At 70.9% G+C, this 24,638-nt stretch carries 23 protein-coding genes; 13 read left to right on the top strand and 10 right to left on the bottom strand.

Features of this window, described 5'->3' with window-relative positions:
* Nucleotides 1–10: 10 nt before the first annotated feature.
* Both ACZ499_RS16220 and ACZ499_RS16225 read left to right on the top strand, forming a co-directional pair.
* The gene (locus ACZ499_RS16220; RefSeq protein ID WP_468675562.1) at nt 11–997 is read left to right on the top strand and encodes a glycosyltransferase family 2 protein; all 987 of its coding nucleotides are present in this window, start codon (nt 11–13) and stop codon (nt 995–997) included.
* Entirely contained in the window at nt 997–2,316 is a 1,320-nt protein-coding gene (locus tag ACZ499_RS16225) for an alpha-2,8-polysialyltransferase family protein (protein ID WP_468675563.1), read from the top strand. Before ACZ499_RS16220 ends, ACZ499_RS16225 begins: the two co-directional genes overlap by 1 nt.
* Before the next feature lie 260 nt (nt 2,317–2,576).
* Here ACZ499_RS16225 and ACZ499_RS16230 read toward each other — a convergent pair whose 3' ends face one another.
* Nucleotides 2,577–4,049 (bottom strand): FAD-dependent monooxygenase, encoded by a 1,473-nt coding sequence (locus ACZ499_RS16230; RefSeq protein ID WP_468675565.1) that lies wholly within the window; start codon nt 4,047–4,049, stop codon nt 2,577–2,579.
* A 38-nt stretch (nt 4,050–4,087) separates the two neighbouring features.
* On the opposite strand from ACZ499_RS16230, the gene ACZ499_RS16235 reads away from it, so the two are divergent.
* Nucleotides 4,088–4,723 (top strand): TetR/AcrR family transcriptional regulator C-terminal domain-containing protein, encoded by a 636-nt coding sequence (locus tag ACZ499_RS16235; protein WP_468675566.1) that lies wholly within the window; start codon nt 4,088–4,090, stop codon nt 4,721–4,723.
* Between the two features lie 181 nt (nt 4,724–4,904).
* On the opposite strand, the gene ACZ499_RS16240 is transcribed toward ACZ499_RS16235, so the two are convergent.
* Entirely contained in the window at nt 4,905–6,503 is a 1,599-nt protein-coding gene (locus tag ACZ499_RS16240; protein WP_468675568.1) for an acyl-CoA mutase large subunit family protein, read from the bottom strand.
* Nucleotides 6,504–6,596: 93 nt separating this feature from the next.
* On the opposite strand from ACZ499_RS16240, the gene ACZ499_RS16245 reads away from it, so the two are divergent.
* Nucleotides 6,597–7,496: a L,D-transpeptidase family protein gene (locus ACZ499_RS16245; RefSeq protein WP_468675570.1), complete on the top strand. Its 900-nt coding sequence runs from the start codon at nt 6,597–6,599 to the stop codon at nt 7,494–7,496.
* A 193-nt stretch (nt 7,497–7,689) separates the two neighbouring features.
* Here ACZ499_RS16245 and ACZ499_RS16250 read toward each other — a convergent pair whose 3' ends face one another.
* The 5 genes from ACZ499_RS16250 to ACZ499_RS16270 form a co-directional block, all read right to left on the bottom strand.
* Complete coding sequence (locus ACZ499_RS16250; RefSeq protein WP_468675572.1) at nt 7,690–8,838, bottom strand: hypothetical protein; 1,149 nt, start codon at nt 8,836–8,838, stop codon at nt 7,690–7,692.
* Nucleotides 8,838–9,479 (bottom strand): RNA polymerase sigma factor, encoded by a 642-nt coding sequence (locus ACZ499_RS16255; RefSeq protein WP_468675573.1) that lies wholly within the window; start codon nt 9,477–9,479, stop codon nt 8,838–8,840. The genes ACZ499_RS16250 and ACZ499_RS16255 overlap by 1 nt, the downstream gene beginning before the upstream one ends.
* 430 nt (nt 9,480–9,909) lie before the next feature.
* Nucleotides 9,910–11,415, bottom strand: a complete 1,506-nt coding sequence (locus ACZ499_RS16260; RefSeq protein WP_468675574.1) for an AAA family ATPase — start codon at nt 11,413–11,415, stop codon at nt 9,910–9,912.
* A 395-nt stretch (nt 11,416–11,810) separates the two neighbouring features.
* Nucleotides 11,811–12,404, bottom strand: coding sequence for an RNA polymerase sigma factor (locus ACZ499_RS16265; RefSeq protein WP_468675576.1), 594 nt, complete (start codon nt 12,402–12,404; stop codon nt 11,811–11,813).
* A 51-nt stretch (nt 12,405–12,455) separates the two neighbouring features.
* Nucleotides 12,456–14,039 (bottom strand): family 20 glycosylhydrolase, encoded by a 1,584-nt coding sequence (locus tag ACZ499_RS16270; RefSeq protein WP_468675578.1) that lies wholly within the window; start codon nt 14,037–14,039, stop codon nt 12,456–12,458.
* On the opposite strand from ACZ499_RS16270, the gene ACZ499_RS16275 reads away from it, so the two are divergent.
* From ACZ499_RS16275 to ACZ499_RS16295, 5 genes are all read left to right on the top strand, one after another.
* The gene (locus ACZ499_RS16275; RefSeq protein WP_468675580.1) at nt 13,978–14,979 is read left to right on the top strand and encodes a 2-oxo-4-hydroxy-4-carboxy-5-ureidoimidazoline decarboxylase; all 1,002 of its coding nucleotides are present in this window, start codon (nt 13,978–13,980) and stop codon (nt 14,977–14,979) included. The two genes, ACZ499_RS16270 and ACZ499_RS16275, sit on opposite strands and share 62 nt — an antisense overlap.
* Nucleotides 14,980–15,195: 216 nt before the next feature.
* Complete coding sequence (gene sdhC / locus ACZ499_RS16280; RefSeq protein ID WP_468675582.1) at nt 15,196–15,576, top strand: succinate dehydrogenase, cytochrome b556 subunit; 381 nt, start codon at nt 15,196–15,198, stop codon at nt 15,574–15,576.
* 8 nt (nt 15,577–15,584) lie between these two features.
* The gene (locus ACZ499_RS16285; protein WP_468675584.1) at nt 15,585–16,061 is read left to right on the top strand and encodes a succinate dehydrogenase hydrophobic membrane anchor subunit; all 477 of its coding nucleotides are present in this window, start codon (nt 15,585–15,587) and stop codon (nt 16,059–16,061) included.
* Nucleotides 16,062–16,092: 31 nt separating this feature from the next.
* The gene (gene sdhA / locus ACZ499_RS16290) at nt 16,093–17,847 is read left to right on the top strand and encodes a succinate dehydrogenase flavoprotein subunit (protein WP_468411425.1); all 1,755 of its coding nucleotides are present in this window, start codon (nt 16,093–16,095) and stop codon (nt 17,845–17,847) included.
* Entirely contained in the window at nt 17,847–18,605 is a 759-nt protein-coding gene (locus ACZ499_RS16295) for a succinate dehydrogenase iron-sulfur subunit (RefSeq protein WP_385545002.1), read from the top strand. Before sdhA ends, ACZ499_RS16295 begins: the two co-directional genes overlap by 1 nt.
* Nucleotides 18,606–18,813: 208 nt before the next feature.
* On the opposite strand, the gene ACZ499_RS16300 is transcribed toward ACZ499_RS16295, so the two are convergent.
* Complete coding sequence (locus ACZ499_RS16300; protein ID WP_468675586.1) at nt 18,814–19,326, bottom strand: MarR family winged helix-turn-helix transcriptional regulator; 513 nt, start codon at nt 19,324–19,326, stop codon at nt 18,814–18,816.
* A gap of 93 nt (nt 19,327–19,419) precedes the next feature.
* Between ACZ499_RS16300 and ACZ499_RS16305 the strand changes: the two genes are divergently transcribed.
* From ACZ499_RS16305 to ACZ499_RS16320, 4 genes are all read left to right on the top strand, one after another.
* Nucleotides 19,420–20,655, top strand: a complete 1,236-nt coding sequence (locus ACZ499_RS16305) for an MFS transporter (protein ID WP_468675588.1) — start codon at nt 19,420–19,422, stop codon at nt 20,653–20,655.
* A gap of 79 nt (nt 20,656–20,734) precedes the next feature.
* Nucleotides 20,735–21,160 carry a hypothetical protein gene (locus tag ACZ499_RS16310; RefSeq protein WP_468675591.1) on the top strand — a complete coding sequence of 142 codons (426 nt, stop codon included), beginning with the start codon at nt 20,735–20,737 and terminating at the stop codon, nt 21,158–21,160.
* Between the two features lie 5 nt (nt 21,161–21,165).
* Nucleotides 21,166–21,681 (top strand): thiol-disulfide oxidoreductase DCC family protein, encoded by a 516-nt coding sequence (locus ACZ499_RS16315; RefSeq protein WP_468675798.1) that lies wholly within the window; start codon nt 21,166–21,168, stop codon nt 21,679–21,681.
* A gap of 117 nt (nt 21,682–21,798) precedes the next feature.
* Nucleotides 21,799–22,461, top strand: a complete 663-nt coding sequence (locus ACZ499_RS16320) for a TetR/AcrR family transcriptional regulator (RefSeq protein WP_468411530.1) — start codon at nt 21,799–21,801, stop codon at nt 22,459–22,461.
* A gap of 134 nt (nt 22,462–22,595) precedes the next feature.
* On the opposite strand, the gene ACZ499_RS16325 is transcribed toward ACZ499_RS16320, so the two are convergent.
* Both ACZ499_RS16325 and ACZ499_RS16330 read right to left on the bottom strand, forming a co-directional pair.
* Nucleotides 22,596–24,152 carry an ABC transporter substrate-binding protein gene (locus ACZ499_RS16325; RefSeq protein WP_468675593.1) on the bottom strand — a complete coding sequence of 519 codons (1,557 nt, stop codon included), beginning with the start codon at nt 24,150–24,152 and terminating at the stop codon, nt 22,596–22,598.
* A 164-nt stretch (nt 24,153–24,316) separates the two neighbouring features.
* Nucleotides 24,317–24,583, bottom strand: coding sequence for an SCO4848 family membrane protein (locus ACZ499_RS16330; RefSeq protein ID WP_468675595.1), 267 nt, complete (start codon nt 24,581–24,583; stop codon nt 24,317–24,319).
* Nucleotides 24,584–24,638: the final 55 nt, after the last annotated feature.

Genomic DNA, 24,638 nt, shown 5'->3' on the forward strand with positions numbered 1-24,638 from the left:
CGTCACCCGGGTGGTCAAGCTCTCTGTGGTCGTGCCGTTCTACAACGTGCGGACCTATGCCCCCGACACCCTGAGAAGTCTGCGCGACAACGCGCGTGAGGACTTCGAGTTCCTTCTGGTCGACGACTGCTCCTCGGACGGTACGGCCGCGCTCCTGGCCCGCGCCGAGCGCGAGCTGCCGGGGGCGGTGGTCCTCAGACACGAGAAGAACGGCGGTCTCGCCACCGCGCGCAACACCGGCATCGACGCGGCGCGCGGCGAGTACGTCACCTTCCTCGACGGGGACGACTGGCTGGCGCCCGGCCACTACTCCCGGCTGGTCGCCACCATCGAGGAGCTGGGCTGCGACTTCCTGCGCACCGACCATGTGCAGTGCACCGGCAGCCAGCGCTCGGTGCAGCGGGTGCCGCACGGGCGGCGCGGCGAGGTGCTCGACCCGCGCGCGGCGATCCTGCCGGCCACCCGCTCGACCTCGGTGGACTACGCGTTCGCCTGGGCCGGGATCTACCACCGGCGCCTGGTGGAGCGGGGTCTGCTGCACTTCACGGACGGGCTGCGCACGGCCGAGGACCGGCCGTGGATCTGGCGGCTGCACCGGGAGGCGGAATCCTTCGCGGTGGTGGGTCTGCTCGGTGTCTACTACCGGCGCGGAGTGGCCACTTCGCTGACGCAGATCGGCGACGTACGCCAGCTCGATTTCATCCGGGCATTCGACCAGGTAATCGAGGAAACAGCTCAAGATCCAAATTCGGCGGAACTGCTGCCGAAGGCGGTGCGGACGTACTGCGCCATCATTTCCCACCACCTGGGAAACAGTGAAAGGTTCGAACCGGCCGTGGCACGGAAACTGCGGACAATGAGTGCGGGAGCGCTGAAAAGGATGCCGCAGGACATTCTCAAGGAGGCGCTCGACTCGATGGACTCGGGCCGCGCCGCCCGGCTGCGGCGGCTGCGCGGACGCACGAACTCCCTCACCCCGGCGGGGGCCGCGGCCTGATGCGTACGACTCAGATCTTCCTGGCGACCACGCTGTACGGGATGGCGACGCTGGCCGCCGCACTCGACAGCGACTGCTTCGGCCCGGCCGACCGCCGGCTGCTCCTGGTCAGCAACAACGCCCCGATTCCGGAGACTTCGCCCTCCCTCGACGAGATGCCGGGCTTCGAGGTACTGCGGGAGCGCTTCGACGGGGTGCTGTCGTGGAACGAGACCATCGCGCCGATGCACCCGGGCGGCTGGGCGCCGCGCGCGGACGACGTCCCGCTGTGGGAGCGGCAGCTGCGGCGCGCCTGGGACCTCGGGGACGACCGGATCGAGCTGGCCGTCGAGTCCATCCAGGTCAACCCGGCGGGCGCGGTCGCCCAGCTCTTCCCGGACGCGCCGCTGCACGTGTACGCGGACGGGCTGATGAGCTACGGCCCCACCCGCAACAAGCTGGACCCGCTGGTGGGTTCGCGGGTGCGGCGCGTCCTGCACCTGGACCTGGTGCCGGGCCTGGAGCCGCTGCTGCTCGGCGAGTTCGGGGTGGGCGCGGAGGTCATCCCGACGGCGGCCTTCACCAAGGTGGTGGGCGAACTGTCGGCCCAGGGCGACGGGCCCGACGTGCCCGAGGGCGCGGCCCTGCTGCTCGGCCAGTACCTGGCCGCGCTCTCGATCCTCACCGAGGCGGAGGAGGAGCAGCTGCACCTCGCCATGGTGCGGGGCGCGGCCGCGCGCGGCCACCGCCACCTCGTCTTCAAGCCGCACCCCTCGGCCCCGCCCGCCTGGTCCGAGTCCCTGCGCACCCAGGCCGAGGCGCTGGACGTCGAACTGACGGTCCTGGAGAGGCCGTTGCTGGCCGAGGTGGTCTACGAGCGCATCCGCCCGGCCCTGGTGGTCGGCTGCTTCTCCACCGCGCTGCTCACCGCGTCGGCGTTCTACGGCATCCCGGTCGCCCGCACCGGCACGGATCTGCTCCTGGACCGCCTCACCCCGTACCAGAACAGCAACCGGGTGCCGGTGACTCTGGTGGACGCGCTGCTGGCGCCGCTGGAGGGCGAGCCGCCCGAGCCGCCGCACGACCTGGCGGCGCTGGTGGCTGCGGTCGGCTACGCGATGCAGTCCGAGATCCGCCCCGACCTGCGCCCCACGGCCGAGCGCTATCTCTCCCGCCATCTGACCCCGCACACCTGGCGCTACTTCAAGCGCCGCCGCCTGACGACCCTGGCCCTCCCGGGCGCGATCCCGGGCCAGCTCGCCTTCATCCCGCGCAACGCGACGGTACGGAAGCTGGCACGGCGGGCGAGGGCGGTGGCGCGGCGGGCGAGGGCCGCGTAGGGCCTGTCCGGTGGATCTGGTTGACCTCGGCGCCGGGTGCGGTTTCGGTGCTGGTGAGCGGGTGTCCGGTGGGTCCGGCTGCAAGGCGGAGGATCGAGGCGACGCGTTGGGGTCTCCCCTGCTCGAACGAAGTTGAGAGCTTGGGGACGTCGGTGATCGACGACAACGCCGCTGAGGGGTCCCCCCTGGCCCTCAAGGCCTTGGGGGAGAGCGTGCCGGACACCCGCGCGCCGACCAGATCCACCGGTCAGGCCCCGGGGTCACCCGGCGGCGGCCCCGGTCTTCGCCAGGTATTCGTCCAGCCCCTCGGCCGTCTCCCCGGCCCAGCCGAGGTAGCCGTCCGGGCGGATCAGGAACAGGCCCCGGCCGTAGGTGTCGTACGGACTCAGTTCGTGGAGGTGCACCTGGTCGCCCAGGTTCGCCGGGGGCTCGGCGCCGAAGGCCAGCAGGGTGAAGTGCGGGCCCTGGAAGAGCTCGAAGAGGCGGCCCTCGGGGCGGTCGCCGTCGGGGGCGCGGTCGCCGGACTCCAGGGCGCCCGCGCGGCCCGAGGAGAGCGGGCCGCCCCGGTAGCCGATGCCGAGCTGCTTGACCTCGTCACCGCGTCGGCTCTGCCGCCCGAACCGGGCCTCGCGGTGCAGCCGGGTGCTGATGCCGAGGACGGACGCGGCTATGGGCTGCCGCTCCTGCTCGTACGTGTCGAGCAGCGCGGGCGGCGCGCCGTGCCGCAGCACCTGGCCGAGCTTCCAGCCGAGGTTGTAGACGTCCTGGACGCTGGTGTTGAGCCCCTGTGCACCGGCCGGCGAGTGCAGATGGGCGGCGTCCCCGACGAGGAAGACCCGGCCCACCCGGAACCGCTCCGCCAGGGCGGCCCACGGCCGGAACTCCGAGGCCCAGACGACCTCGGCGACCTGGTCGGCGGCGACCGGAGTACGGGTGGCGGCCAGCTTCCGTACGCCTTCCGGGGTGACATCCGGCACCGCGTCCACGTCGTCGTACTGCGCGTAGAGCTGGAACAGCCGGGGCACGCCCGGCAGCGGGCAGAGCGAGGCGCCGCCGCCGCTCGCGCCCGGCCACATGTGCCAGTGGTCGTCGTCGACGAACGCGTCCGGGGCGAGGATCACATCGGCCACCAGCATCGGCTTGGGGTCGACCGTCTCGCCCCGCATGGCGACGCCGAGCAACCGCCGCACGGTGGACCTGCCGCCGTCGGCGCCGACCAGATAGCGGGCGCGGACCCGGCGGCCGTCCGCGAACCGGGCCGTCACCGCGTCCGCGTCCTGGTCGAGCCCGGTCAGCTCGGCCTCGAAGACGACCTCGCCGCCGAGGCCGCGCAGATGGTCGTGGAGCAGCACCTGGAGGTGCGCCTGCGCGATCATCAGGGCATTGGGGTACGGGGTCTGCTCGGTGGCCTCCGCGCACTCCATGATGTCCCACTCACGGCCGCGCGTGGTGCCGTCCGGGCCCTCCCAGTTGAGCATCCGCGGGTACTCGCGGCCGCCCGCGCGGACCCGGTCCAGGATCCCGAAGTCGTACAGCACCTCCAGGGTGCGCGGCTGGACGGCCTTGCCCCGCGAGCCGGGGAAGAGCCGGTCGGACTTCTCGACGAGCAGCGCGGACACGCCCCGGCGGGCGAGGTCGGCGGCGAGCGCGAGCCCGGCGGGGCCGGCACCGCAGATGAGCACGTCGACGGTGGCCGAGGCGCCGAAGACGTCCTTAACGTTGTTAAGTTCCATGCCGCCGAGCATGGGCTTAACAGTGTTAAATTGTCAAGGTGGCTACGACGAGAATCGACCGCGCGCTGGTGACCGACACCGCGCTGAGGCTCCTGAACGAAGTGGGCCTGGACGGCCTGACGCTCCGCGCGATCGCCAAGGAGCTCCACGTCCAGGCGCCCGCGCTCTACTGGCACTTCAAGAACAAGCAGGCCCTGCTCGACGAGATGGCGACGGTGATGTACCGCCGCATGGCGGCGGACGGCATCCCGGGCATGACCCCCGACGCCCCCTGGCAGAATCAACTTGCCGGATTCAACCGGGCGTTGCGCTCCATGCTGCTGAGCTACCGCGACGGGGCGAAGGTGTACGGGGGCACCCGCTTCACCGGCACCGACCACGCCAAGTCGCTGGAGTCGCTGCTGGTCGCGATGCGTGCGGCGGGCATCGCCCCGGCCGACGCGGCACTGGCCGGGACGACCACGTACGCGTACACGATGGGCTTCGTGGCCGAGGAACAGGGAATGGCCCCCGAGCCCCTGGACATCGACGCCCGCGCGATCCGGCTGGGGGACTACCCGCTGGCCGCGGCGGCGGGCGCGGACCTCTTCGAGGGCTACGAGCAGCGCTACGAGGCGGGCCTACGGCTGATCATCGCCGGGATCGAGAGGGTGTACGCGGCGGGCGGCGGGTGAGCGCGCATTTCGGCTGCGGGCCGTGTGCGGCTGATCGCTCCCACACGGCGGAGCCGCACATGTCACAGCCCCGCGCCGCTGAAGGACTGTGGCCGAGCCGAGTTCTCCGGCTGCGGGCGACCCGCCAAGGCGCGCGGGGAACTGCGCGGCCGGCCCAAGACGGCCCGCAGACGACCGACGATCAGAAGACCTCGTTCGGGACATAACTGCCCCAGACTTCCCGGAGCGCCCCGCATACCTCCCCCACCGTCGCACGAGCGGCCAGCGCGGACTTCATCGGGTACAGAACGTTGTCCTGGCCCCGCGCGGCATCCCGCAGCGCAGACAACGCGGCCCCCACAGCGGCGGCGTCCCGCTCGGCACGCAGCCGGGCAAGCCGAGACGCCTGGCGGGCCTCGATCGCCGGGTCCACCCGCAGCGGCTCGTACGGCTCCTCCGCGTCGAGCCGGAACCGGTTGAGCCCGACCACGACGCGCTCGCCGCTGTCGGTCTCCTGGGCGATCCGGTACGCCGAGCGCTCGATCTCGCCCTTCTGGAAGCCGTGTTCGATCGCGCTCACGGCGCCCCCCAGGTCCTCGACCCGCTGCATCAGCGCCCGCGCCGCCGCCTCCACCTCGTCGGTCATGGACTCGACGACGTACGAGCCCGCGAACGGGTCGACGGTCGCGGTCACGTCCGTCTCGTACGCGAGTACCTGCTGCGTACGCAGGGCAAGGCGCGCGCTCTTGTCCGTGGGCAGCGCGATCGCCTCGTCGAAGGAGTTGGTGTGGAGCGACTGCGTACCGCCGAACACCGCCGCCAGGCCCTGCACGGCGACCCGGACCAGGTTCACCTCGGGCTGCTGGGCGGTCAGCTGCACCCCGGCCGTCTGGGTGTGGAAGCGCAGCATCCACGACTTGGGGTCCTCCGCGCCGAACTCCTCCCGCATCACCCGCGCCCAGATCCGGCGCGCCGCACGGAACTTGGCGACCTCCTCCAGGAGCGTCGTGCGGGAGACGAAGAAGAACGACAGGCGCGGGGCGAAGTCGTCCACGTCCATCCCGGCCGCGACCGCCGTGCGGACGTACTCGATGCCGTCGGCCAGCGTGAACGCGATCTCCTGCGCGGGCGAGGCCCCCGCCTCGGCCATGTGGTAGCCGGAGATCGAGATCGTGTTCCACTTCGGCATCTCCGCCCGGCAGTACCGGAAGATGTCCGCGATCAGCCGCAGTGACGGCTTGGGCGGGAAGATGTAGGTGCCCCGGGCGATGTACTCCTTGAGCACGTCGTTCTGGACCGTGCCGGTCAGCTCGCGCGCGGGGACGCCCTGTTCCTCGGCGACCAGCTGGTACATCAGGAGCAGCAGCGCCGCGGGCGCGTTGATCGTCATCGATGTGGAGACCTCGCCCAGCGGGATGCCGTCGAACAGGACCCGCATGTCCTCGACCGAGTCGACGGCCACCCCGACCTTGCCGACCTCGCCGTGCGCGAGCGGCGCGTCGCTGTCGTGGCCCATCTGGGTGGGCAGGTCGAAGGCGACGGAAAGGCCCGTGGTGCCGTTGGCGATGAGCTGCTTGTAGCGGGCGTTGGATTCGGCCGCCGTGCCGAACCCGGCGTACTGGCGCATCGTCCAGGGGCGTGTCGTGTACATCGTCGGGTAGACACCCCGGGTGAACGGATACCCGCCCGGCTCACCCAGCTGCCGGGCCGGGTCCCACCCGTCGAGGGAGTCCGGCCCGTACACCGGGTCGAGGGGCAGACCGCTCTCGGTGCGCCGGGCACCGTCCGACTCGCGCGCCATGTGTTCCGCCTCGCTTCCTCGACGGCTTCTTGCAACCGTTCGGCCCGGGAAACAGTCTCTGGGGTCACCAGAGGGAATATCAGGGGGGCGACGATGCGCCGGAACCATCTCACCACTGTCATAGCCAGGACGCTCGCCGCGGCCACCGTGCTGACCGTCACGGCCGCGTGCGGGGCCCAGTCGGGCAAGGCGTCGGGGGCCGCCGACCAGAAGCCCGCGGCTGCCGCGCCGTCGTCGGCGCCGTCGGCCGGCACAGCGAACGACAACAAGGCCGACGGAAGCACCGCCAACGGCGCGAGCGAGGCCGACGCCGCGGTAGCCCCGTCCGCCTCCAGGACCACCGCCGCCAGGCCGGCGCCGAAGATCCTGATGGCGACCGGCGCCCAGGGCGCGCAGGTCAAGGAGCTCCAGGCCCGGCTCGCCCAGGTCGGCTGGTTCGACGACACGCCGACGGGTACGTACGGCAGCGTCACCGTCGCCGCCGTCAAGGGCTTCCAGGGCAAGCGCGGACTGCCCGCCACCGGCTCCGCCGACACCGCCACCTGGCAGAAGCTGGGCGACATGACGACCAAGCCGACCCGGGAGGAACTCAGCGGGAAGGCCGTCAACAAGCCCAAGATCAAGCTCGACAAGCGCTGTATGACCGGCCGCGTGCTGTGCATCAGCAAGACCACCCGGACGCTCAACTGGGTGATCAACGGCAAGGTGCAGTCGTCGATGGACGTGCGGTTCGGCTCGCAGTACACGCCGACCCGCGAGGGCACCTTCAAGGTCTTCCTGAAGAGCAAGAACCACGTCTCGTCGATCTACCACACGCCCATGCCGTACGCGATGTTCTTCAGCGGCGGCCAGGCCGTGCACTACTCGTCGGACTTCGCCAAGCGCGGTTACGCGGGCGCCTCGCACGGCTGTGTGAACGTGCGCGACAAGGCGAAGCTCGCCAAGCTCTTCGACCAGGTGCGCGTCAACGACAAGGTCGTCGTCTACTGGTGATCAGGATCTACGGGTGATCCGGTCGCCGGCCGGTCGCGGCTCGGCCGCAGGAGAGAGGGCGCGGGCGGGACCGGGGGAACGTGTCCCGCCCGCGCCATTCGCGCCGAGCCTTGGGTACGGGGGGAACCCCGGCTCTGTGCGCCGCCGATGACCAGTCGGCTCACTTCCTACTGCGTCGGCGGGCCGAAAAGTGTCACACCAGTCGGTCGAGCCGGTGTGCGAGCCGCTGGTCGGCCCCCATTTCGGCCGCGCCGAGCAGGGTGAGCGGGTGCTGCACCGGGACCGCGCGGGAGGCCGGCGGGACCACCGGAACGGCGGGCGGCAGGGTCGGGCCGCTCTGGTCGGCGTCGCCGGCGCCCGGGACGCCCGGCAGCCCCGGGAGCGCAGGTGAGCCGCTCGCGGGCGGCGTCGACCAGCTCACGGAGGGCAGCTTCAGGACGGAGCCGTCACGGCCGCCCGAGATGCCGCCGTGCCCGCCATGGCCGTCCCCCTTGTCGTCGCCGGAGTCGCCCTTGCCGCCCGAGTCGCCCTTGCCTCCGGAGCCGCCCTTGCCGCCCCGGTCCGCCTCCGCCATCACGTTGTCGCAGAACTGCTTCACCCTCGCGGCGCCCAGAGCGGCGATTTCCAGCCGATGCCGACGTGTCTGATCGAGGCGTCCCGACCGGAAGTCGCGGCAGTACTCGACCTTCCTGGAAGCCCAGTCGCCCTTCGGGCCCTCGCTCGTGGCCGCGGGGTCGGGCGTCGCCTTCCGGGGCTCGGCGGAGCCCGGCGTGGTGGCGCCTGGAGTGCTGGCCTCCCCCGACGGAGTGCGGCCCGGCGTGGGCGACTGAGGGGCGCCGGTGCGCGCCGACGGCGAGTCCGAGGCGATCGGCCCCGGGGTCGCGGCGGCCGACACGGACGACACCGGCTCGGGGCCGGCGGTGCCGAGCCCGGGCAGCACACCGGTCCCGGCGGCCATGGCGACGCCGCCCAGGGCGCACCCGGCAAGCGCCGCGGCCAGGCCGAAACGGACCGGCCGCAGCCGTCGGGGGGCACGGGTGCCGCGGGGCTCGCGCCCTACCCGTACGACGGTGTCGGCCCGGACGTCGGAGGGGGCGCCGGCCTCGGCGCGGGCGCTGCGGAACGCGGCCAGCGCGGCGGCCTCGCCCGGCAGTTCACGGGTGGCAGGGGCAGCGGAGGTGCCCATGCCCTGCCGTACGTCAGGACCGGCCATCGCGCGCAGCACGGCGGAGAGCCGTTCGGCCTGCTCGCGGGCGCGGTCGTCGGCGGGAACGACGCTTTCGCCGCGCAGCAAACGCTCTGCGGCGTCCTCGTCCAGCCATTCGTGGCGCTCGTCGGCCATCACATGTCCTTCTGCGTCGGCGCGCCCGATTGCGTCACACCGCGCGACCGGTTCCGTTGCGGCGGCACACCGCCGAGATCCGCCGGGGCGTTCTCCGTCCCCAGCAGTTCGGCCAGCCGCTTGAGGCCGCGGTGGGCGGCCGTCCGCACCGCGCCGGGCCGCTTGCCCAGGGTCTGGGCCGCGCTCTTGGCGTCGAGCCCGACCACCACCCGCAGCACCACGGCCTCGGCCTGGTCCTGCGGAAGCTGCGCGATGAGCGCCATCGTACGTCCGGTGGCGAGGGATTCCATCGCCTCGCCCGCGGTGTCCGAGTCGGCGGCGCGGCCGGTCAGCTCGGTCTCGTCGCCGCCCACGGCGGGACGGCGGCCGCGCATCCGGATGTGGTCGAGGGCCCGGTTGCGGGCGATGGTGGCGGCCCAGCCGCGGAACCGGTCCGCGTCGCCGCTGAAGCGCTCGATGTCCCGGGCTATCTGCAGCCACGCCTCGGACGTCACATCCTCCGCGTCACTCTCGCCGACGAGCGTGCGGGTGTAGCCGAGCAGCCGTGGGTGCACCGCGCGGTACACAGCACGGAACGCACTCTCGTCGCCGCCCTGTGCCGCGAATATCGCGGCGGTCAGCTCCGCGTCTTCCCCCTGCACTCCCTGCACCCTGCCCTGGTGTCGCAGCCTGGTCATCGCTGCCGCGCCGACCGGCGCGAAGGAGCACGCTACGGCCTGGGCGGCGGTTAAGTCCATTACTTGTACAACCCGCAACAATTCACTGACACAGCGCGGTGTGACAGAAAACGCAGCCATGGCGCTGAGAGGAGTACGGGGTCGCCACACGGCCCCGACGGAAGACGGCCGGGGCCTCTCCTGTGGGGGGTGGCGGCCCCGGTCGTCCTTCCGTTTTATCTGCTCTGAGTGTCCGTCAGCTTGCTGACGGTGAATCCAGCCCGCTTGCCCCGGTAACGCCGTCTGAGACTTAAGGGCGCACTGTCGACACGGCTCGAACTGAGCCACCACGGCCTGGTCCAATACCGGCTGCCGCCAGCGACCCAGTACGCGCCTGGCTCGAAGACTGGCCGTGTCAGCCGCCGTAAAGGGTAGGCAGATCGACCAGGAGGAGGTCGTCACGACGGTTTGCCAGATCGACCAGCTCGGGGTAGAAGCCGTGCAGAGAGTACAAAGCCAGAGTGGTGGCAGCGGTGTCGTACCCCTGGTCTTCGAGCAGGGCACGGATACGTTCCAGGCGCTCCAGGTCACCTGTCCCACGGCGGGCAGCCGTCGCCTTGGCCTCGCCCAGCAGCGCGATCTTCGCGCGAGGCGCCTGCGGGCGCTCACCGGCAGCCAGGGCGATGACATCGACCTCGTGCTTGGTCCGGGCAGCCTGGTCGGCGACCTCGGTGGTGCCGACCGGGCCGGGCAGTCCGCCAGGCAACAGGGTGTGGGCGTAGCGGCGGGTGAAGTCGCGAGCCAGATCCTCGAAGTGCGGCCCGAGAATTTTGGAGTTGAAGGTCGGAGCGGCCTGCTGCCACACCTGCTCGGCGAAACCCTGCTCCACAGCGGCGGCCTGCGGAAGGGTGATGAGCTGGTTGAAGCGGATAACGGGGTCATCGAGCGTGATGACGGGGTGCCTGGAACGGAGGATGTCCTGTTCCCGCCGGATGTAGCCGGTGGATTCCAGCACTCCGAGCGGGTGGGCGACGGCGTTGCGCGGGCGCTCCAGGGCGGCACCGATCTTGCTGGGGGTGGTGGCGCCTTGCGCGATGGCGGTGAGGACGTCGTAGTACAGCGTGTGCTGCGTGATCCTCGGGTCCTCGCGCAGCAGGTACTCGGTCTCGGTACGCGAGTACACCGCCCGCCCTGGGTCGAGCAGCGTCCGGGTAAGCCAGGTGTCGAAGCCGTCGTCCGGATGCGGGCGGGCGGCCACCGGCCGGTAGCCCGGGGCTCCGCCCAGGACCGCGTGCACCTTCAGCGCGGTCAGCGGGTCGGCGATCTGCCAGAAGGTCCGACTGTCACGGTAGTCGAAGGCACCCAGCCGTAGATCGACCACCGCACGCCCCCGCAGCGGCTTGGTCCCCGAGAGCAATTCGTGCATGACACTCATCGCGGAGCCGCACAGGATCAGCCGCGGACCCGGCCCGGCACCGGGACGGGCACCCCGCTGACGTTCGTCGTAGAGCTGCTGCAGCAGCCCCGGGATTTCAGGCGAGTGCTGAAGCAAGTACGGCAACTCGTCGATCACCAGGAGCGGGCGGGACGAACGGGCGGTCACATCAAGGGCATTGGACAGGACGTCACGCCAGTCGGTCAGACGCAGGCTCCCTGGCCGCAGGCCGGCGTGGGCGGCAACCGCGTCACTGAACCGCTGGATCGCGGGCAGCCGCCCCTCCTCCCGGATCGCTGTGACGTAGAGGCCGCTGACCTGCTCGGAAAGGGCCTGCAGAAGGTACGACTTCCCATGCCGTCGCCGCCCCGACACGATGCCGAGCCGCATCGCCGGATCCGGATCAGTGAGGAACTCAGCGAGCAGATCCCACTCCCGGTCGCGGTCGACCACGTCGTCCGGCTTGGCCGGCAGGCTCTTCAACACTCTCGCTCCTACACATCGTGTGCGACGGAATGCGTCTAAGTGTACTTAGACAGAATACGTCGTACTGGAATTTCTTCTTAAGCAACCGAGCCCGGCGATCCGGCGGGATGTACTGGCAGACGCACGACGGCCTCCACCACTTCCCAGCGGCCGAGCCGACGGTTGGCCGCATGACCAACGCGTGACCAACAGCAGTCAGGAACAGTCAGAAACACCCAGATGAGGGCCGATCAGGGCGGTAAACGAGATCCTGCACCCGCGCAGCAAAGCGCCTGGTCAGCGGCCCTTTATGGCTCGGTCGAGCCAGGGGGTGGCGGCCCCGGTCGTCCTTCCGCGCCGACTCCCCCGCGCCCGCCGCCGGTTGGGACGCCCCGGGCGCACAGGCGCCGCCGCCGTCACGGCCGGTCCGCCTCCGGCCCGAGCCCTTGGGCGAGCCGCCGCAGCCCCCGGTGCGCCGAGGTGCGCACCGACCCGGGGCGCTTGCCGAGGACCCGCCCGGCCGCCGCGCCGTCGAGCCCGGCCACCACCCGCAGCAGCACCGCCGCGGCCTGTTCGCGCGGCAGGGTGGCGATCAGCTGGAGCGCCCAGCGGGTCGAGAGGGACTCCAGGGCCGCCTCGGCGGTGTCCTGGCCGCCCGGCACCTCCAGCGCCTCCTGGTCGAGCCCGACCGTGCGCGGTCTTCGCTTCTGGCGGCGCAGATGGTCCAGGGCGCGGTGGCGCGCGATGGTCGCGGTCCAGCCCCGGAAGCCCGCCCCGTCGCCCCGGAACCGGGCCAGGTCACGGGCAATCTCCAGCCACGCGTCGGACGCCACGTCTTCGGCCTCGGCGGCGACCAGGGCCCGCAGCTGGGCGAGCAGCCCCGGCTGAACCAGCCGGTAGACCACGGCGAAGGCCCGCTCGTCCCCCTCCTGGGCACGTGCGACGGCCGCCCCGAGCTCCGCGTCGTCGCTCCGGATCCGGCCACGGCGCTGGTCCCCACCCCTGCCCATGGTCTGTTCTGCGCGCGGGCGGCCGGAAGTGTCACAGCGGAGCCCGGGAGCTCACCCCAGCTTGTCTGCGAGCTCCTTGAACTCCTCCCACTCCAGGCCCGGAGTGCGCGGGTCCCACAGCTTCTGGGCGGTGGCGCGCAGCGGCATCCGGATGCCCCGGGCCACCTGGTCCTGGGTCTGGGCGTCGGCGTAGTCGCACCAGACGGCGAACCGGGCGCCGAGCACCTGGTCGGAGTAGCGGTTGGCGACGGGCTTGGTGCCGCGCAGCACCAGCGGCGTCCACTCCTGGTAGATGCGCCGGCCGGTGGGGTACTTGAAGGCGTTGGGCTCGCCCAGGACGTAGTACAGGTACTCGTCGTTGAGGTTGACCGTCTTGCGGCCCTCGGCCAGGTACTCCTCCGGCGGTCGGGCGCCGAGCTCCTTGCCGGTCCAGTACTCGACCTCGCGGGCCGGGTCGGGAGCGACGGAGGTGCCCTTGAAGTAGCCGTCGTTCCAGGCCTTGAACTTCTTGCCGTACGGGCGCAGCGCCGCGGCCCGGTCGTTGAGCCAGCCGGTCGCCAGGTCCGCTATGTCGCCCTTGGCGCCGTACTTGGCGCGGGCGGCGTCGGCCAGGCCCGGATAGGTGGCCTCCGGGTCCTTGGCGGTCAGGGCGAGGTACTCGTCGCCGCCGAGGTGCCAGTAGGCGCCGGGGAACAGGTCCGCGTACTCGCGCAGCAGGTCGTCGACGATCCGCGCCGCGTCCGGGTTCGCTATGTCGACGGCGCCCTGGACCGTCCGGCCCGTGGCGCTGCGCAGCCCGAGGGCGGGGTGGGCCTTGATCACGGCGCCCAGGTGGCCCGGCGAGTCGATCTCCGGGACCACCTCGATGTGCAGCCGCCGGGCGAGCGCCACGATCCGCTCGACCTCGCGCTTGCTGAGGTGGTCGCGCGAGACGACCTCGGGGTGCGAGGCGGACTCGATCCGGAAGCCCTGGTCGTCGGAGAAGTGCAGGCCGAGCTGGTTCAGCTTGAGGTCGGCCATCTCGCGCAGCCGGGCCTCGATCCAGCCCGCCGTGAACGGCTTGCGCGCGATGTCCAGGTTGAGGCCGCGCTGCGGACGGTCGGGCCAGTCCTCGACGACGCCCTCGGGCATCACCCCGCCGTCGCGCAGCGCCTGCTTGAGGGTGCGGGTGCCGTAGAAGACCCCGGCCTCGTCGGGGCCGGTGATCCGCACGGTGCGCTCGCGGGCGGTCAGCGTGTACGACTCGGGGGTGGCCTCGGCCTTCGGGTTCAGGGCCAGCTCGATGTCCCCGGGCCGGGGCGCCGCGCCCTGCACGTACTCCTTGTCGAGCTCCCGCGCGAGCAGCTGGGCCTCGTCCGAGAGCGCCTCGCTGCCGGTGGGGACGACGACGCGGGTGGCGGCGACGGGCCGGAAGCCGGGGCCGCGGGCGGGCTCGTGCTGCCGTACGGAGGGGATCGTGCGGGGCGGCGAGGAGAGCGGGTAGATCTGGGCGGGCGAGGAGGAGTCGCCGGGCTTGGGATCGAGGCGGCCGCCGTGGCCGCCGTGGGTGTCGTCCTCGGGCCAGACCAGCACGATGAGCACGAGGGCGGCCGCGGCCGCGAGGGCGACGCGGGCCACCAGAGCGCCCCGGCTCATCCGGGCCGTCCGGTCACCACGGGCGCCGTCGGCGCCGCTGGCACTCCTGGACTGCGACATCACTCAGAATCCTCCCATACGGGAACAACCGCGGCGAAGGCGAGGCGAGGAACCCGGGAGGCGTCCACCATGCGCACCTCACCCCTCACGTCCGGGTGAAATTCGCGCAACCGTCGGGCACCCTCCACCGGGCCTCGATAGCGTGGCGGCACTCCCACCTCTTCTTCACCTCCCGCCTCTCTGCTGTCTCTCCGTCGACGCACGCACGAAGCCGTCGCCGGCCGCCGTTCGTCGTTCGTTCCAGGAGCCCACGCTGTCCGGCGAATCCCACGCCGGCCCCCGGAAGCGACCGCCGCCACTTCATCACACTCCCCGCTCCCCGGGCCGCCCGGCCATACCGGGCCAGACCCATGCCAACCCGGTCATCCCGGGCCCGTACGAGCCGGTCGAGGACGGTCTGACGCGGTTCAACCACTCCCCCGGGGCCGCCGCCGAAGCCGTACTGCCCGCCTGCTGCGCCGGCCGCCGCCGGGCCCTGCGGGTGGCCGCCCACCGCCCCTACCCGGATCTGGACGCGCTGCTCGCGGCGGCCGACGAGGCGAGCTACGACCTCTCCCACGGCGACCTCACCGAGGCGCCGGCCCACGAGCGCTCACCGGGGCTCGGCCGCACGGCCCCGCAGGCGGCCCACACCGCCCTGCGGGCCGCGCACGCCGCGCACGAGAGCCGGTTCGGGCACGCCTTCGCGATCTGCCCGGAGGGGCGGCGACCCACCGAACACCTGAACGAGATGTTCGGGGGCATCCGGGTGCGGACGACCAACGAACAGGACGAGGAGCGGGCCATCGCCGCCGACGAGCTGCGCCGACTCGCCCGTGCCCGGCTCGCCCATCTCACGACCAACCACCCGGAACCGGACACGGCGGGCGCACCCCGCTGAACCCGCCCCCACCACCGGCCCCGTGACGGCCCGTCCGGGCCCGTCCATAGCCCGTCCGTGGCAGATTGATTGCCTGTTTGATCACACCTGAGGACCCCGCGCGAACGAACCGACAACTCGTCGCTACGATGACCGGGGCCGGTGGACCGTACCCGGCCGGGTCAGACCGACAGTCAAGCCGGCCGGCCCTAGTCCCCGCTCCCGGAGGGTTTTTCCGTGCCGGCTGGAACGCTGTACCGCGGCCGGGAAGGTATGTGGTCGTGGGTGGCTCATCGAGTCACCGGTGTCCTCATTTTCTTCTTCCTGTTCGTCCATGTCCTCGACACCGCTCTCGTGCGTGTCTCCCCCGAGGACTACGACAAGGTCGTCGCTACCTACAAGACGCCCATCGTGGCTCTTCTGGAGTACGGCCTCGTCGCCGCCATCCTCTTCCACGCGCTCAACGGTCTCCGCATCATCGCGGTGGACTTCTGGGCCAAGGGCCCCCGCTACCAGAAGCAGATGCTGTGGTCCGTCGTGATCATCTGGCTCCTTCTGATGATCGGCGCCATCCTGCCGGTACTTGGCCACGCCGCCCGTGAACTGTTCGGGAGCTGAGGACTGACATGTCTGCCGAAACCACTTCCGCGATCGGCGAGGTCGAGGCCAAGGGCCTGTACGACGCCGACAACCCCGCGCCGCTCATCGAGGCCCCGCGCAAGCGGACCGAGAAGACGCCGAAGTCGACCCGTACGAACTTCGAGCTGTACGGCTGGCTGTTCATGCGGCTGTCCGGCGTCGTCCTGGTCGTCCTCGTCGTCACCCACCTGTGCATCCAGCTGGTGCTCGACGGCGGTGTCTCCAAGATCGGCTTCGCCTTCGTGGCGGGCCGCTGGGCCAACCCGTTCTGGCAGGTCTGGGACCTGGCCATGCTGTGGCTGGCGATGCTGCACGGCGCCAACGGCCTGCGTACGGTCATCAACGACTACGCGCAGCGGGACAACACCCGCTTCTGGCTGAAGATGCTGCTCTACACCGCCACGGTGTTCACCGTCCTGCTGGGCACGCTGGTGATCTTCACCTTCGACCCGAACATCCGCTAGGCCACGGGCTGAGGGACTGAGGAATTCTCTGATGAAGATCCACAAGTACGACACCGTCATCGTCGGCGCCGGCGGCGCCGGTATGCGCGCGGCCATCGAGTCGACGAAGCGCAGCCGCACCGCGGTGCTGACGAAGCTCTACCCCACCCGCTCCCACACGGGCGCGGCGCAGGGCGGCATGGCCGCCGCGCTCGCCAACGTGGAGGAGGACAACTGGGAGTGGCACACCTTCGACACGGTCAAGGGCGGTGACTACCTGGTCGACCAGGACGCCGCCGAGATCCTGGCGAAGGAGGCCATCGACGCGGTCCTCGACCTGGAGAAGATGGGCCTGCCGTTCAACCGCACCCCGGACGGCACCATCGACCAGCGCCGCTTCGGCGGCCACTCGCGCAACCACGGCGAGGCCCCGGTCCGCCGGTCCTGCTACGCCGCGGACCGCACCGGCCACATGATCCTCCAGACGCTGTACCAGAACTGCGTCAAGGAGGGCGTGGAGTTCTTCAACGAGTTCTACGTGCTCGACCAGCTCATCACCGAGGTCGACGGCGTCCGCACGTCCGCCGGTGTGGTGGCGTACGAGCTCGCGACCGGCGAGATCCACGTCTTCCAGGCGAAGTCCGTGATCTACGCGTCCGGCGGCACCGGCAAGTTCTTCAAGGTGACCTCCAACGCGCACACCCTGACCGGTGACGGCCAGGCCGCCTGCTACCGCCGGGGCCTGCCGCTGGAGGACATGGAGTTCTTCCAGTTCCACCCGACGGGCATCTGGCGCATGGGCATCCTGCTGACGGAGGGCGCCCGTGGTGAGGGCGGCATCCTCCGCAACAAGGACGGCGAGCGCTTCATGGAGAAGTACGCGCCGGTCATGAAGGACCTCGCGTCCCGTGACGTCGTCTCGCGCTCCATCTACACGGAGATCCGTGAGGGCCGCGGCTGTGGTCCCGAGGGCGACCACGTCTACCTCGACCTCACGCACCTCCCGCCGGAGCAGCTGGACGCCAAGCTCCCGGACATCACCGAGTTCGCGCGTACGTACCTGGGCATCGAGCCCTACACGGACCCGATCCCGATCCAGCCCACCGCGCACTACGCCATGGGCGGCATCCCGACCAACGTCCAGGGTGAGGTCCTCGCGGACAACACCACGGTCGTGCCGGGTCTGTACGCGGCCGGCGAGGTCGCCTGCGTCTCGGTGCACGGCGCCAACCGCCTGGGCACCAACTCGCTGCTGGACATCAACGTGTTCGGCAAGCGCGCGGGCATCGCGGCGGCGGAGTACTCGGCGAAGGCCGACTACGTCGAGCTCCCGGAGAACCCGGCGGAGCTGGTGGAGACGCAGGTCAAGCGCCTGCTGTCGTCGACCGGCACCGAGCGGGTCGCGGTGATCCGCAAGGAGCTCCAGGAGACCATGGACGCCAACGTCATGGTCTTCCGCACCGAGCAGACGATCAAGACGGCCGTGGAGAAGATCGCGGAGCTCCGCGAGCGCTACAAGAACGTCTCGGTCCAGGACAAGGGCAAGCGGTTCAACACCGACCTCCTGGAGGCCATCGAGCTGGGCAACCTGCTCGACCTGGCCGAGGTCATGGCCGTCTCCGCCCTGGCACGCAAGGAGTCCCGCGGCGGTCACTACCGCGAGGACTACCCCAACCGCGACGACGTCAACTTCATGCGCCACACCATGGCGTACCGCGAGGTCGCGGACGGCGGCAAGGACTCGATCCGACTCGACTACAAGCCCGTCGTCCAGACCCGCTACCAGCCGATGGAGCGTAAGTACTGATGGCCACCCCCACTCTGGACAAGGCGGAGGCGGGCTTCGCCGACTCCCCGTACATCACGGTCACCTTCCGGATCCGCCGGTTCAACCCGGAGATCTCGGACGAGGCCAGCTGGCAGGACTTCCAGGTCGAGATCGACCCGAAGGAGCGCGTGCTCGACGGTCTCCACAAGATCAAGTGGGACCTCGACGGCTCGCTGACCTTCCGGCGCTCATGCGCGCACGGCATCTGCGGTTCGGACGCCATGCGGATCAACGGCAAGAACAGGCTTGCCTGCAAGACGCTGATCAAGGACCTGAGCCCGGAGAAGCCGATCACGGTCGAGGCCATCAAGGGCCTGACGGTCCTGAAGGACCTGGTCGTGGACATGGACCCGTTCTTCCAGGCGTACCGCGACGTGATGCCCTTCCTCATCACGAAGGGCAACGAGCCGACGCGCGAGCGTCTGCAGTCCGCCGAGGACCGCGAGCGCTTCGACGACACCACCAAGTGCATCCTGTGCGCCGCGTGCACGTCGTCGTGCCCGGTGTTCTGGAACGACGGCCAGTACTTCGGCCCGGCGGCGATCGTCAACGCGCACCGCTTCATCTTCGACTCGCGTGACGAGGCCGGCGAGCAGCGCCTGGAGATCCTCAACGACAAGGACGGTGTGTGGCGCTGCCGCACCACGTTCAACTGCACGGACGCCTGCCCGCGTGGCATCGAGGTCACCAAGGCGATCCAGGAAGTCAAGCGCGCGCTGATCACGCGCCGTTTCTGATTCCCTGAGCAGTACGCGTCCGAGGGCCCCCTTCCCGACTCGGGAGGCGGGGCCTTTCGCGTGTCCGGGCCGGGGCTGCGGTACCGGGTGCCCTACAGGGGCGCGGGGCTGTGACATTGTGCGGCTCCGCCGCGATGGGGGTCCCCCTGTTCGAGCGAAGCCGAGAACCTGGGGGAGCGACCGGCCCCCACCGGCCCGCAGCCGAAGCTCAGCGCCCTTCGGCGATGACCATGATCCGCCGCAACATGGCATTGAACTGCTCCAGCTCACCACGCGACAACGCACCGAGCACCCGGGACTCCTCGTCCCCCAGCATGGCCATCGCGCCCGTCCAGCTCGCCCGACCGGACTCGGTCAACTCGACGTGGACCCGCCGCCGGTCCGTCGTCGAGGGCGTACGCCGAACGAATCCCCGCCGCTCCAGCGCGTCAAGCCGCCCCGTGACGGACGCGGGCGCCAGATCCAGATCCGCGGCGAGCTGCGACGGTGTCGCCGTGCCGCCCCGCCCCGCCAACTTGTGCAGCGTGTCGAACTCCGGCCGGTCGAGCGCGAAGTCGACCAGGGACTGCTCCCGTACGCGCTGGAGGTGGACGGAGAGCTTCTTCATCCGCGTCACCGCACCCTCGACGGCCGGGTCGAGCCCCGGCAGCACCGGCAGCCACTGCTCCACGTGCCCGTCGGTCCAGTCCCGCTGCCCCTCGGCCCCTTCTGCGCGCTCCATGACTTGATCGTACGTACGCGGTCACCCGGCCCGCTCCTTCGGCACCAGATATTTCGTTGACGAATTATTCGGTCCCGAAATATATTTCTCGGCATGCCACCACTGCCCCATCCCCTGCGCACGCGCGCGTTCCGGCTGCTCTTCATCGGCCGCTGCCTGTCCATGCTCGGCGACGCCGTGATCCCGGCCGCGCTCGCCCTCGCCGTCTACATCGCGACCGAATCCACCACCGACCTCGCGATCGTGCTCGGCTGCTCGATGGTCCCCAAGCTGCTGCTCCTGCCCTTCGGCGGTGTCATGGGCGACCGCTTCAACGCCCGTACGGTCGCGCTCACCACCGATCTCGTCCGCTGCGCCACCCAGCTCTTCGTGGGCGTCGAACTGCTCGGCGGGGACCCCCGGCTGTGGCAGATCGCGCTCGCCGAGGCGATCGGCGGCTCCGCCTCCGCCTTCGCGATGCCCGCGATGGCCCCGCTGATCACCGGCACGGTCAAGGAGGAGAACCGGCGGCGCGCCAACGCCCTGATGGGCGTGGTCAACAGCGCGACCCGGCTGGGCGGCCCGGCACTCGCGACCGTGCTCATCCTGACCGCCGGGCCCGGCTGGGCGTTCGTGCTCGACGCCGCCTCCTTCGCGGTGAGCGCGGCCCTGCTGAGCGCGATCCGGGTGCGGCACGTGCCGCTGGTCCGGCGCTCGCTCACCGCCGACCTCAAGGAGGGCTGGAGCGAGGTGCGCTCGCGGGACTGGTACTGGACCAGCCTGTTCGCCCACTCCGCCTGGAACGGCGCCGCCGCCGTCCTGATGACGCTCGGACCGGCCATCGCCTTCAAGGAGTTCGACGGCAAGACGTTCTGGCTGGCGTTCATACAGACGGGCGCGGTGGGCCTGCTGCTCGGCTCGCTGATCGCCGGGCGCGCCCGGCCGAAGCGGCCCATCCTGACGGCCAATCTGGGCCTGGCCACCTACGCCCTGCCGCTCGTCCTGCTCGCGCTCTCCGCCCCGGCGCCGGTCGCCATCGCCGGGTACGGCATCGCCCAGCTCGGGCTCGGCTTCCTCTCCCCGGTCTGGGAGACCGCGGTGCAGTCGGCCATCCCCACCCACGCCCTGGCCCGCGTCACCTCGTACGACTGGCTGCTCTCCCTGGCCGCGGTCCCCGTCGGCTACGCGCTGGCCCCGCTCGCCGCCGACGCCTGGGGGCCCGAAGTGCCGCTGCTGGCCGCCGCGCTCGTGGTGGGCGGGGCCTGTCTGGCGACGGCGGCTGCGCCGGGCGTACGCCATTTCGGCCGCCCCGTGGAGGACGCCCCCGCACTCTCCTCCACCCCGGCTTGAACATGTTCAAAACGAGGTCTACTCTCCAGGCAACAGCTTCTTGAACGTGTTCAGGAAGACTCCGAGAAGGGGTGGGAACATGGACCTCACGGTCGTCGCATACGTCATCTACCTGCTGGTCAGCGTCGCGCTGACGGTCTGGGTGGCGCGTACGCTCAGCCGCGACGGCCGGGTCTTCCTCGCGGACGTCCTCGGCGACGAGAAGCTCGCCGACGCGGTCAACCACCTTCTGGTGGTCGGCTTCTACCTGGTGAACCTGGGCTTCGTCGCCCTCTACCTCCAGGACGACGGCGGCATCGACAACGCCCGACAGGTCTTCGAGGCGCTGTCGAAGAAGCTCGGCGTGGTGCTGCTGGTGCTCGGCGTGATGCACCTGGGCAATGTGTACGCACTCAACAGGTTCCGCCGCCGCGGCCTGATGGAGCGGGAGCAGAACCCGCCGGTGCCGCCGCAGGGCTTCACCGGGAACCAGGGCCCGTGGGCCGCGCCGGCCGCCGGGGCCTGAGCCCGATGGTCACCGCCACCACCGCCGACCGGGGCGCCGCGCGCGCCCCGGTCCGCCGGCTCACCGTCCTGTACGACGCCCACTGCCCGCTCTGCGCCTTCCTGCGCGACTGGCTGATGAAGCAGCGTCAGCTGGTCCCGCTCGACCTGGTGCCCGCCGGGTCCGCCGAGGCCCGCCGCCGCTTCCCCCGCCTCGACCACGCGGCCACCTTCGAGGAGATCACCGTCGTCGCCGACGCCGGACAGGTCTACCGGGGCCCGGCCGCCTGGGTCGTCTGTCTGTGGGCGCTGCGCGAGTACCGGCCCATGGCCCACCGCTTCAGTACCCCGGCCGGGGCGCGGTTCGCGCGCGGCGCGGTGATCGCCGCCTCCCGCTACCGCGAGTCCCACCGCGACCGCCGGGTGGCGGGCGCGGGCGGCGGCGCCTACCGCCGCGAGGACGGCTGGACGTACGACCCGCGCGGGGGCTGGGCGTACACCGGACCGGCAACCTGCGGCAGCGGCTGCTCCGTGGCCGATTAGGCTCGTGCCGTGCCAGCAGAGAACGCGCGCGTGCCCGCAGAGTCCGAGCTCCCCGAGAGCGAGTCCGAGCTTGCCAGGAGCGAGCAGAGTCCCGCCAAGGGCGAGCAGACCCGCACCCTGATCCTGGAGACCGCCATGCGGCTGTTCCAGGAGCTCGGTTACGACAAGACGACGATGCGGGCCATCGCCAAGGAGGCCGGGGTCTCGGTCGGCAACGCGTACTACTACTTCGCCGGCAAAGAGCATCTGATCCAGGGGTTCTACGACCGGATCGCCGCCGAGCACCAGGCGGCCGTCCGGGACGTGCTCGACCGCGAGACGGATCTGGAGGCGCGCCTCGCCGGGGTGCTCAGCGCCTGGCTCGACATCGCGGCCCCGTACCACGAGTTCGCCGCGCAGTTCTTCAAGAACGCGGCCGACCCGGACAGCCCGCTCAGCCCCTTCTCACCGGAGTCCGAGCACGCCCGCGAGGCGGCGATCGACGTGCACCGCGAGGTGCTGGCGGGGACGAAGACCAAGGTTCCGGCCGAACTCGTGGACGTACTGCCCGAGTTGATGTGGCTCTCCCAGATGGGCCTGGTCCTGTACTGGGTGTTCGACCGCTCCGAGGGCCGCGAGCGCAGCTACCGGCTGGCCGCGCGCGGCGCCAAGCTCACCACGCGCGGCGTGGCGCTCGCCCGCTTCCGGGTGCTGCGCCCGCTCGTCCACGAGGTGCACGAGCTGTTCACGGACTTCCTGCCGGGCATGGCCCAGACGGTGACGGCCCGGAAGCGCCCCTGAGGGGCGCGGGGCCGTGACATGTGCGGCTCCGCCGCGATGGGGGTCCCCCTGTTCGAGCGAAGCCGAGAACCTGGGGGAGCGGCCGGCCCGAGGCGGCCCGCAGCCGGACATCCGCGTCCCGCGAAGCGCCCCGCTCAGATCCAGCCGAGCTCCCACAGCCGCCACACGCCGGTGCCGTCCGACAGGTACTGGAGGCCGCCGACGCTGCGGCTGCTCACCACGTAGTCCTTGCCCTGCCACAGCGGGATCAGCGGCACGTCCTCGGCGACCTTGTCCTGCAGCGCCTTGAAGTCTTCGGCGGTGCGGCCCCGGTCGCTGTACTGCTGGGTGCGCTGGATGATCTCGTCGACGCCCTTGTCCGAGTACCCGGTGTGCAGGCTGTTCCCGGTGCCGACGAGCGGCTGACTGAAGTTGTCCGGGTCCGGGAAGTCCGCGACCCAGCCCGCCGTGTACGCGTCGTACACCCCGGCCGCGTAGTTCTTCTGCATCTTGGTCCAGTCGGACTCGGCGAGCAGGTCGACCTCGAACAGGCCGCCCTTCTCCAGCTGCTTCTTGAGCAGCTCGGCCTCGGCGCCGTTGGGACCGAGCTTGCGGTACGCGAGCGTGAACTTCACCGGGGCGTGCACGTCCGCCGACTTCAGGAGCCCCTTCGCCTTGCCCACGTCCACCTTGGGGTAGGCGTCGAAGAAGGCCGTGCTGTGGCCGGTGAAGCCCTGCGGGATCAGCGAGAACAGCGGCTCGACCGTGCCGTCGTAGACGCCGGCGGCCAGCGCGGGCCGGTCGATCAGCGCAGCCAGCGCCTGGCGGACCTTGGTCTTGGCCAGCGGGTGGCCGGGGCGGACGTTGATGTTCAGGTTGCGGGTCTCGGCGCCGGGCGTCTCGCTGATGCGGATGGCCGGGTCGCCGGGCGACAGCTTGGCGAGCACCTTGGGCGGCATCTGGCGGTGCGCCACCTCGACCCGCTTGGCCGTCCACGCCTCGTTGAGCTGGTCGGACTCGGCGAAGTAGCGGACCTCGACGGGCAGGCCCTTCTTGGTGACCGCGCCCCGGTAGTCGGGGTTCGGCTCCAGGGACGCGCTCTCGCCCTGCTTGTACGACTTGAGCAGGTACGGGCCCGAGCCGACCACGCCGTTGCCCTTGCGCAGCGACTTCTCCGGGTACGCGCTGCTGTCGACGATCGACCCGGCGCCGGTCGCGAGCTTGGACGGGAACGTCGCGTCCTTGGTCTTCAGGTTGAAGGTGACGGTGTCACCGTCGGCCTGCACCGAGCCGAGGGAGGAGAGCAGCGGGGCCGGGCCCACATCGCTGTTGATCTTCAGCACCCGGTCGAAGGAGAACTTGACGTCGGCGGCGGTGATCTTGCGCCCCGAGGAGAACTTCAGCCCGTCGCGCAGCTCGCACTGATACGTCGTCAGCTTCAGCCCGATGAACTTGCAGCCGCGGGCCGCGTCCGGCACCGGCACCGCCGAGCCCGGCTTGAAGGTGAGCAGCGTCTGGTAGACGTTGCTGTAGAGCGCCCAGGAACCGGCGTCATAGGCGCCGGCCGGGTCCAGGGACGTGATCGCGTCCGTCGTCCCGACCGTGATCGGGTCCTTCTTCTGTCCATCGGACGGCAGCAGCTGCCATCCCCCCACGCCGACGACCACCACAACTGCGCAAATCGCCAGAACCCGCATACGGATCGACCGCATCGCCGTGCTCTCCTCGGAACGCCCACCCCTTCAGGCGCGCCCGACCCCCCGGGCACACCTGTGATGGCGATCACCCAATCACACGGGTTTCACATTCGGAAGAGGAAATCTTCACTACACAGCTACTCGTTAGCCGCACGTGACAAGGGGGTCGCCCCTAGTCGTTAGCGGTCCGTGACCCGGGCGCCGCCCGCTTCGGCGCGCAGTCGGCGTACGGAACGGAACCCGATGAGGCCGACGCCCGTCCCCAGGAGAAAGGACACGACGGCGAGGGTGAGGTGCACCCAGAAGTACGCCGTCGGGTCGCCCGCGTCGTCGAAGGCCAGCCCGCTGCCGTCCTTCCACAGGTTCTTGACGAAAGTGATCCAGATGATCCAGCTCCACGCTCCGAACGCGAGCAGGAACCAGGAGACGCGGTTGCTGAGCTTCATGGAATCAGTATCACCGGGGCGAAGCGGGCGCAGCCGGGCGGGTGGCGGCTCCGGG

The sequence above is a fragment of the Streptomyces sp. NPDC031265 genome, from assembly GCF_055570295.1.

Coding starts and splice junctions, on each gene's coding strand:
- ACZ499_RS16240 (WP_468675568.1), bottom strand. CDS start 6,503: ATGGCGCGCGAGTCGGACGGTGCCCGGCGCACCGAGAGCGGTCTGCCC.
- sdhA (WP_468411425.1), top strand. CDS start 16,093: ATGAAGATCCACAAGTACGACACCGTCATCGTCGGCGCCGGCGGCGCC.
- ACZ499_RS16325 (WP_468675593.1), bottom strand. CDS start 24,152: ATGCGGTCGATCCGTATGCGGGTTCTGGCGATTTGCGCAGTTGTGGTG.
- ACZ499_RS16245 (WP_468675570.1), top strand. CDS start 6,597: ATGCGCCGGAACCATCTCACCACTGTCATAGCCAGGACGCTCGCCGCG.
- ACZ499_RS16285 (WP_468675584.1), top strand. CDS start 15,585: ATGTCTGCCGAAACCACTTCCGCGATCGGCGAGGTCGAGGCCAAGGGC.
- ACZ499_RS16225 (WP_468675563.1), top strand. CDS start 997: ATGCGTACGACTCAGATCTTCCTGGCGACCACGCTGTACGGGATGGCG.
- ACZ499_RS16295 (WP_385545002.1), top strand. CDS start 17,847: ATGGCCACCCCCACTCTGGACAAGGCGGAGGCGGGCTTCGCCGACTCC.
- ACZ499_RS16305 (WP_468675588.1), top strand. CDS start 19,420: ATGCCACCACTGCCCCATCCCCTGCGCACGCGCGCGTTCCGGCTGCTC.
- ACZ499_RS16300 (WP_468675586.1), bottom strand. CDS start 19,326: ATGGAGCGCGCAGAAGGGGCCGAGGGGCAGCGGGACTGGACCGACGGG.
- ACZ499_RS16330 (WP_468675595.1), bottom strand. CDS start 24,583: ATGAAGCTCAGCAACCGCGTCTCCTGGTTCCTGCTCGCGTTCGGAGCG.
- ACZ499_RS16275 (WP_468675580.1), top strand. CDS start 13,978: ATGAGCACGAGGGCGGCCGCGGCCGCGAGGGCGACGCGGGCCACCAGA.
- ACZ499_RS16265 (WP_468675576.1), bottom strand. CDS start 12,404: ATGGGCAGGGGTGGGGACCAGCGCCGTGGCCGGATCCGGAGCGACGAC.
- ACZ499_RS16250 (WP_468675572.1), bottom strand. CDS start 8,838: ATGGCCGACGAGCGCCACGAATGGCTGGACGAGGACGCCGCAGAGCGT.
- ACZ499_RS16270 (WP_468675578.1), bottom strand. CDS start 14,039: ATGAGCCGGGGCGCTCTGGTGGCCCGCGTCGCCCTCGCGGCCGCGGCC.
- ACZ499_RS16315 (WP_468675798.1), top strand. CDS start 21,166: ATGGTCACCGCCACCACCGCCGACCGGGGCGCCGCGCGCGCCCCGGTC.
- ACZ499_RS16230 (WP_468675565.1), bottom strand. CDS start 4,049: ATGGAACTTAACAACGTTAAGGACGTCTTCGGCGCCTCGGCCACCGTC.
- ACZ499_RS16310 (WP_468675591.1), top strand. CDS start 20,735: ATGGACCTCACGGTCGTCGCATACGTCATCTACCTGCTGGTCAGCGTC.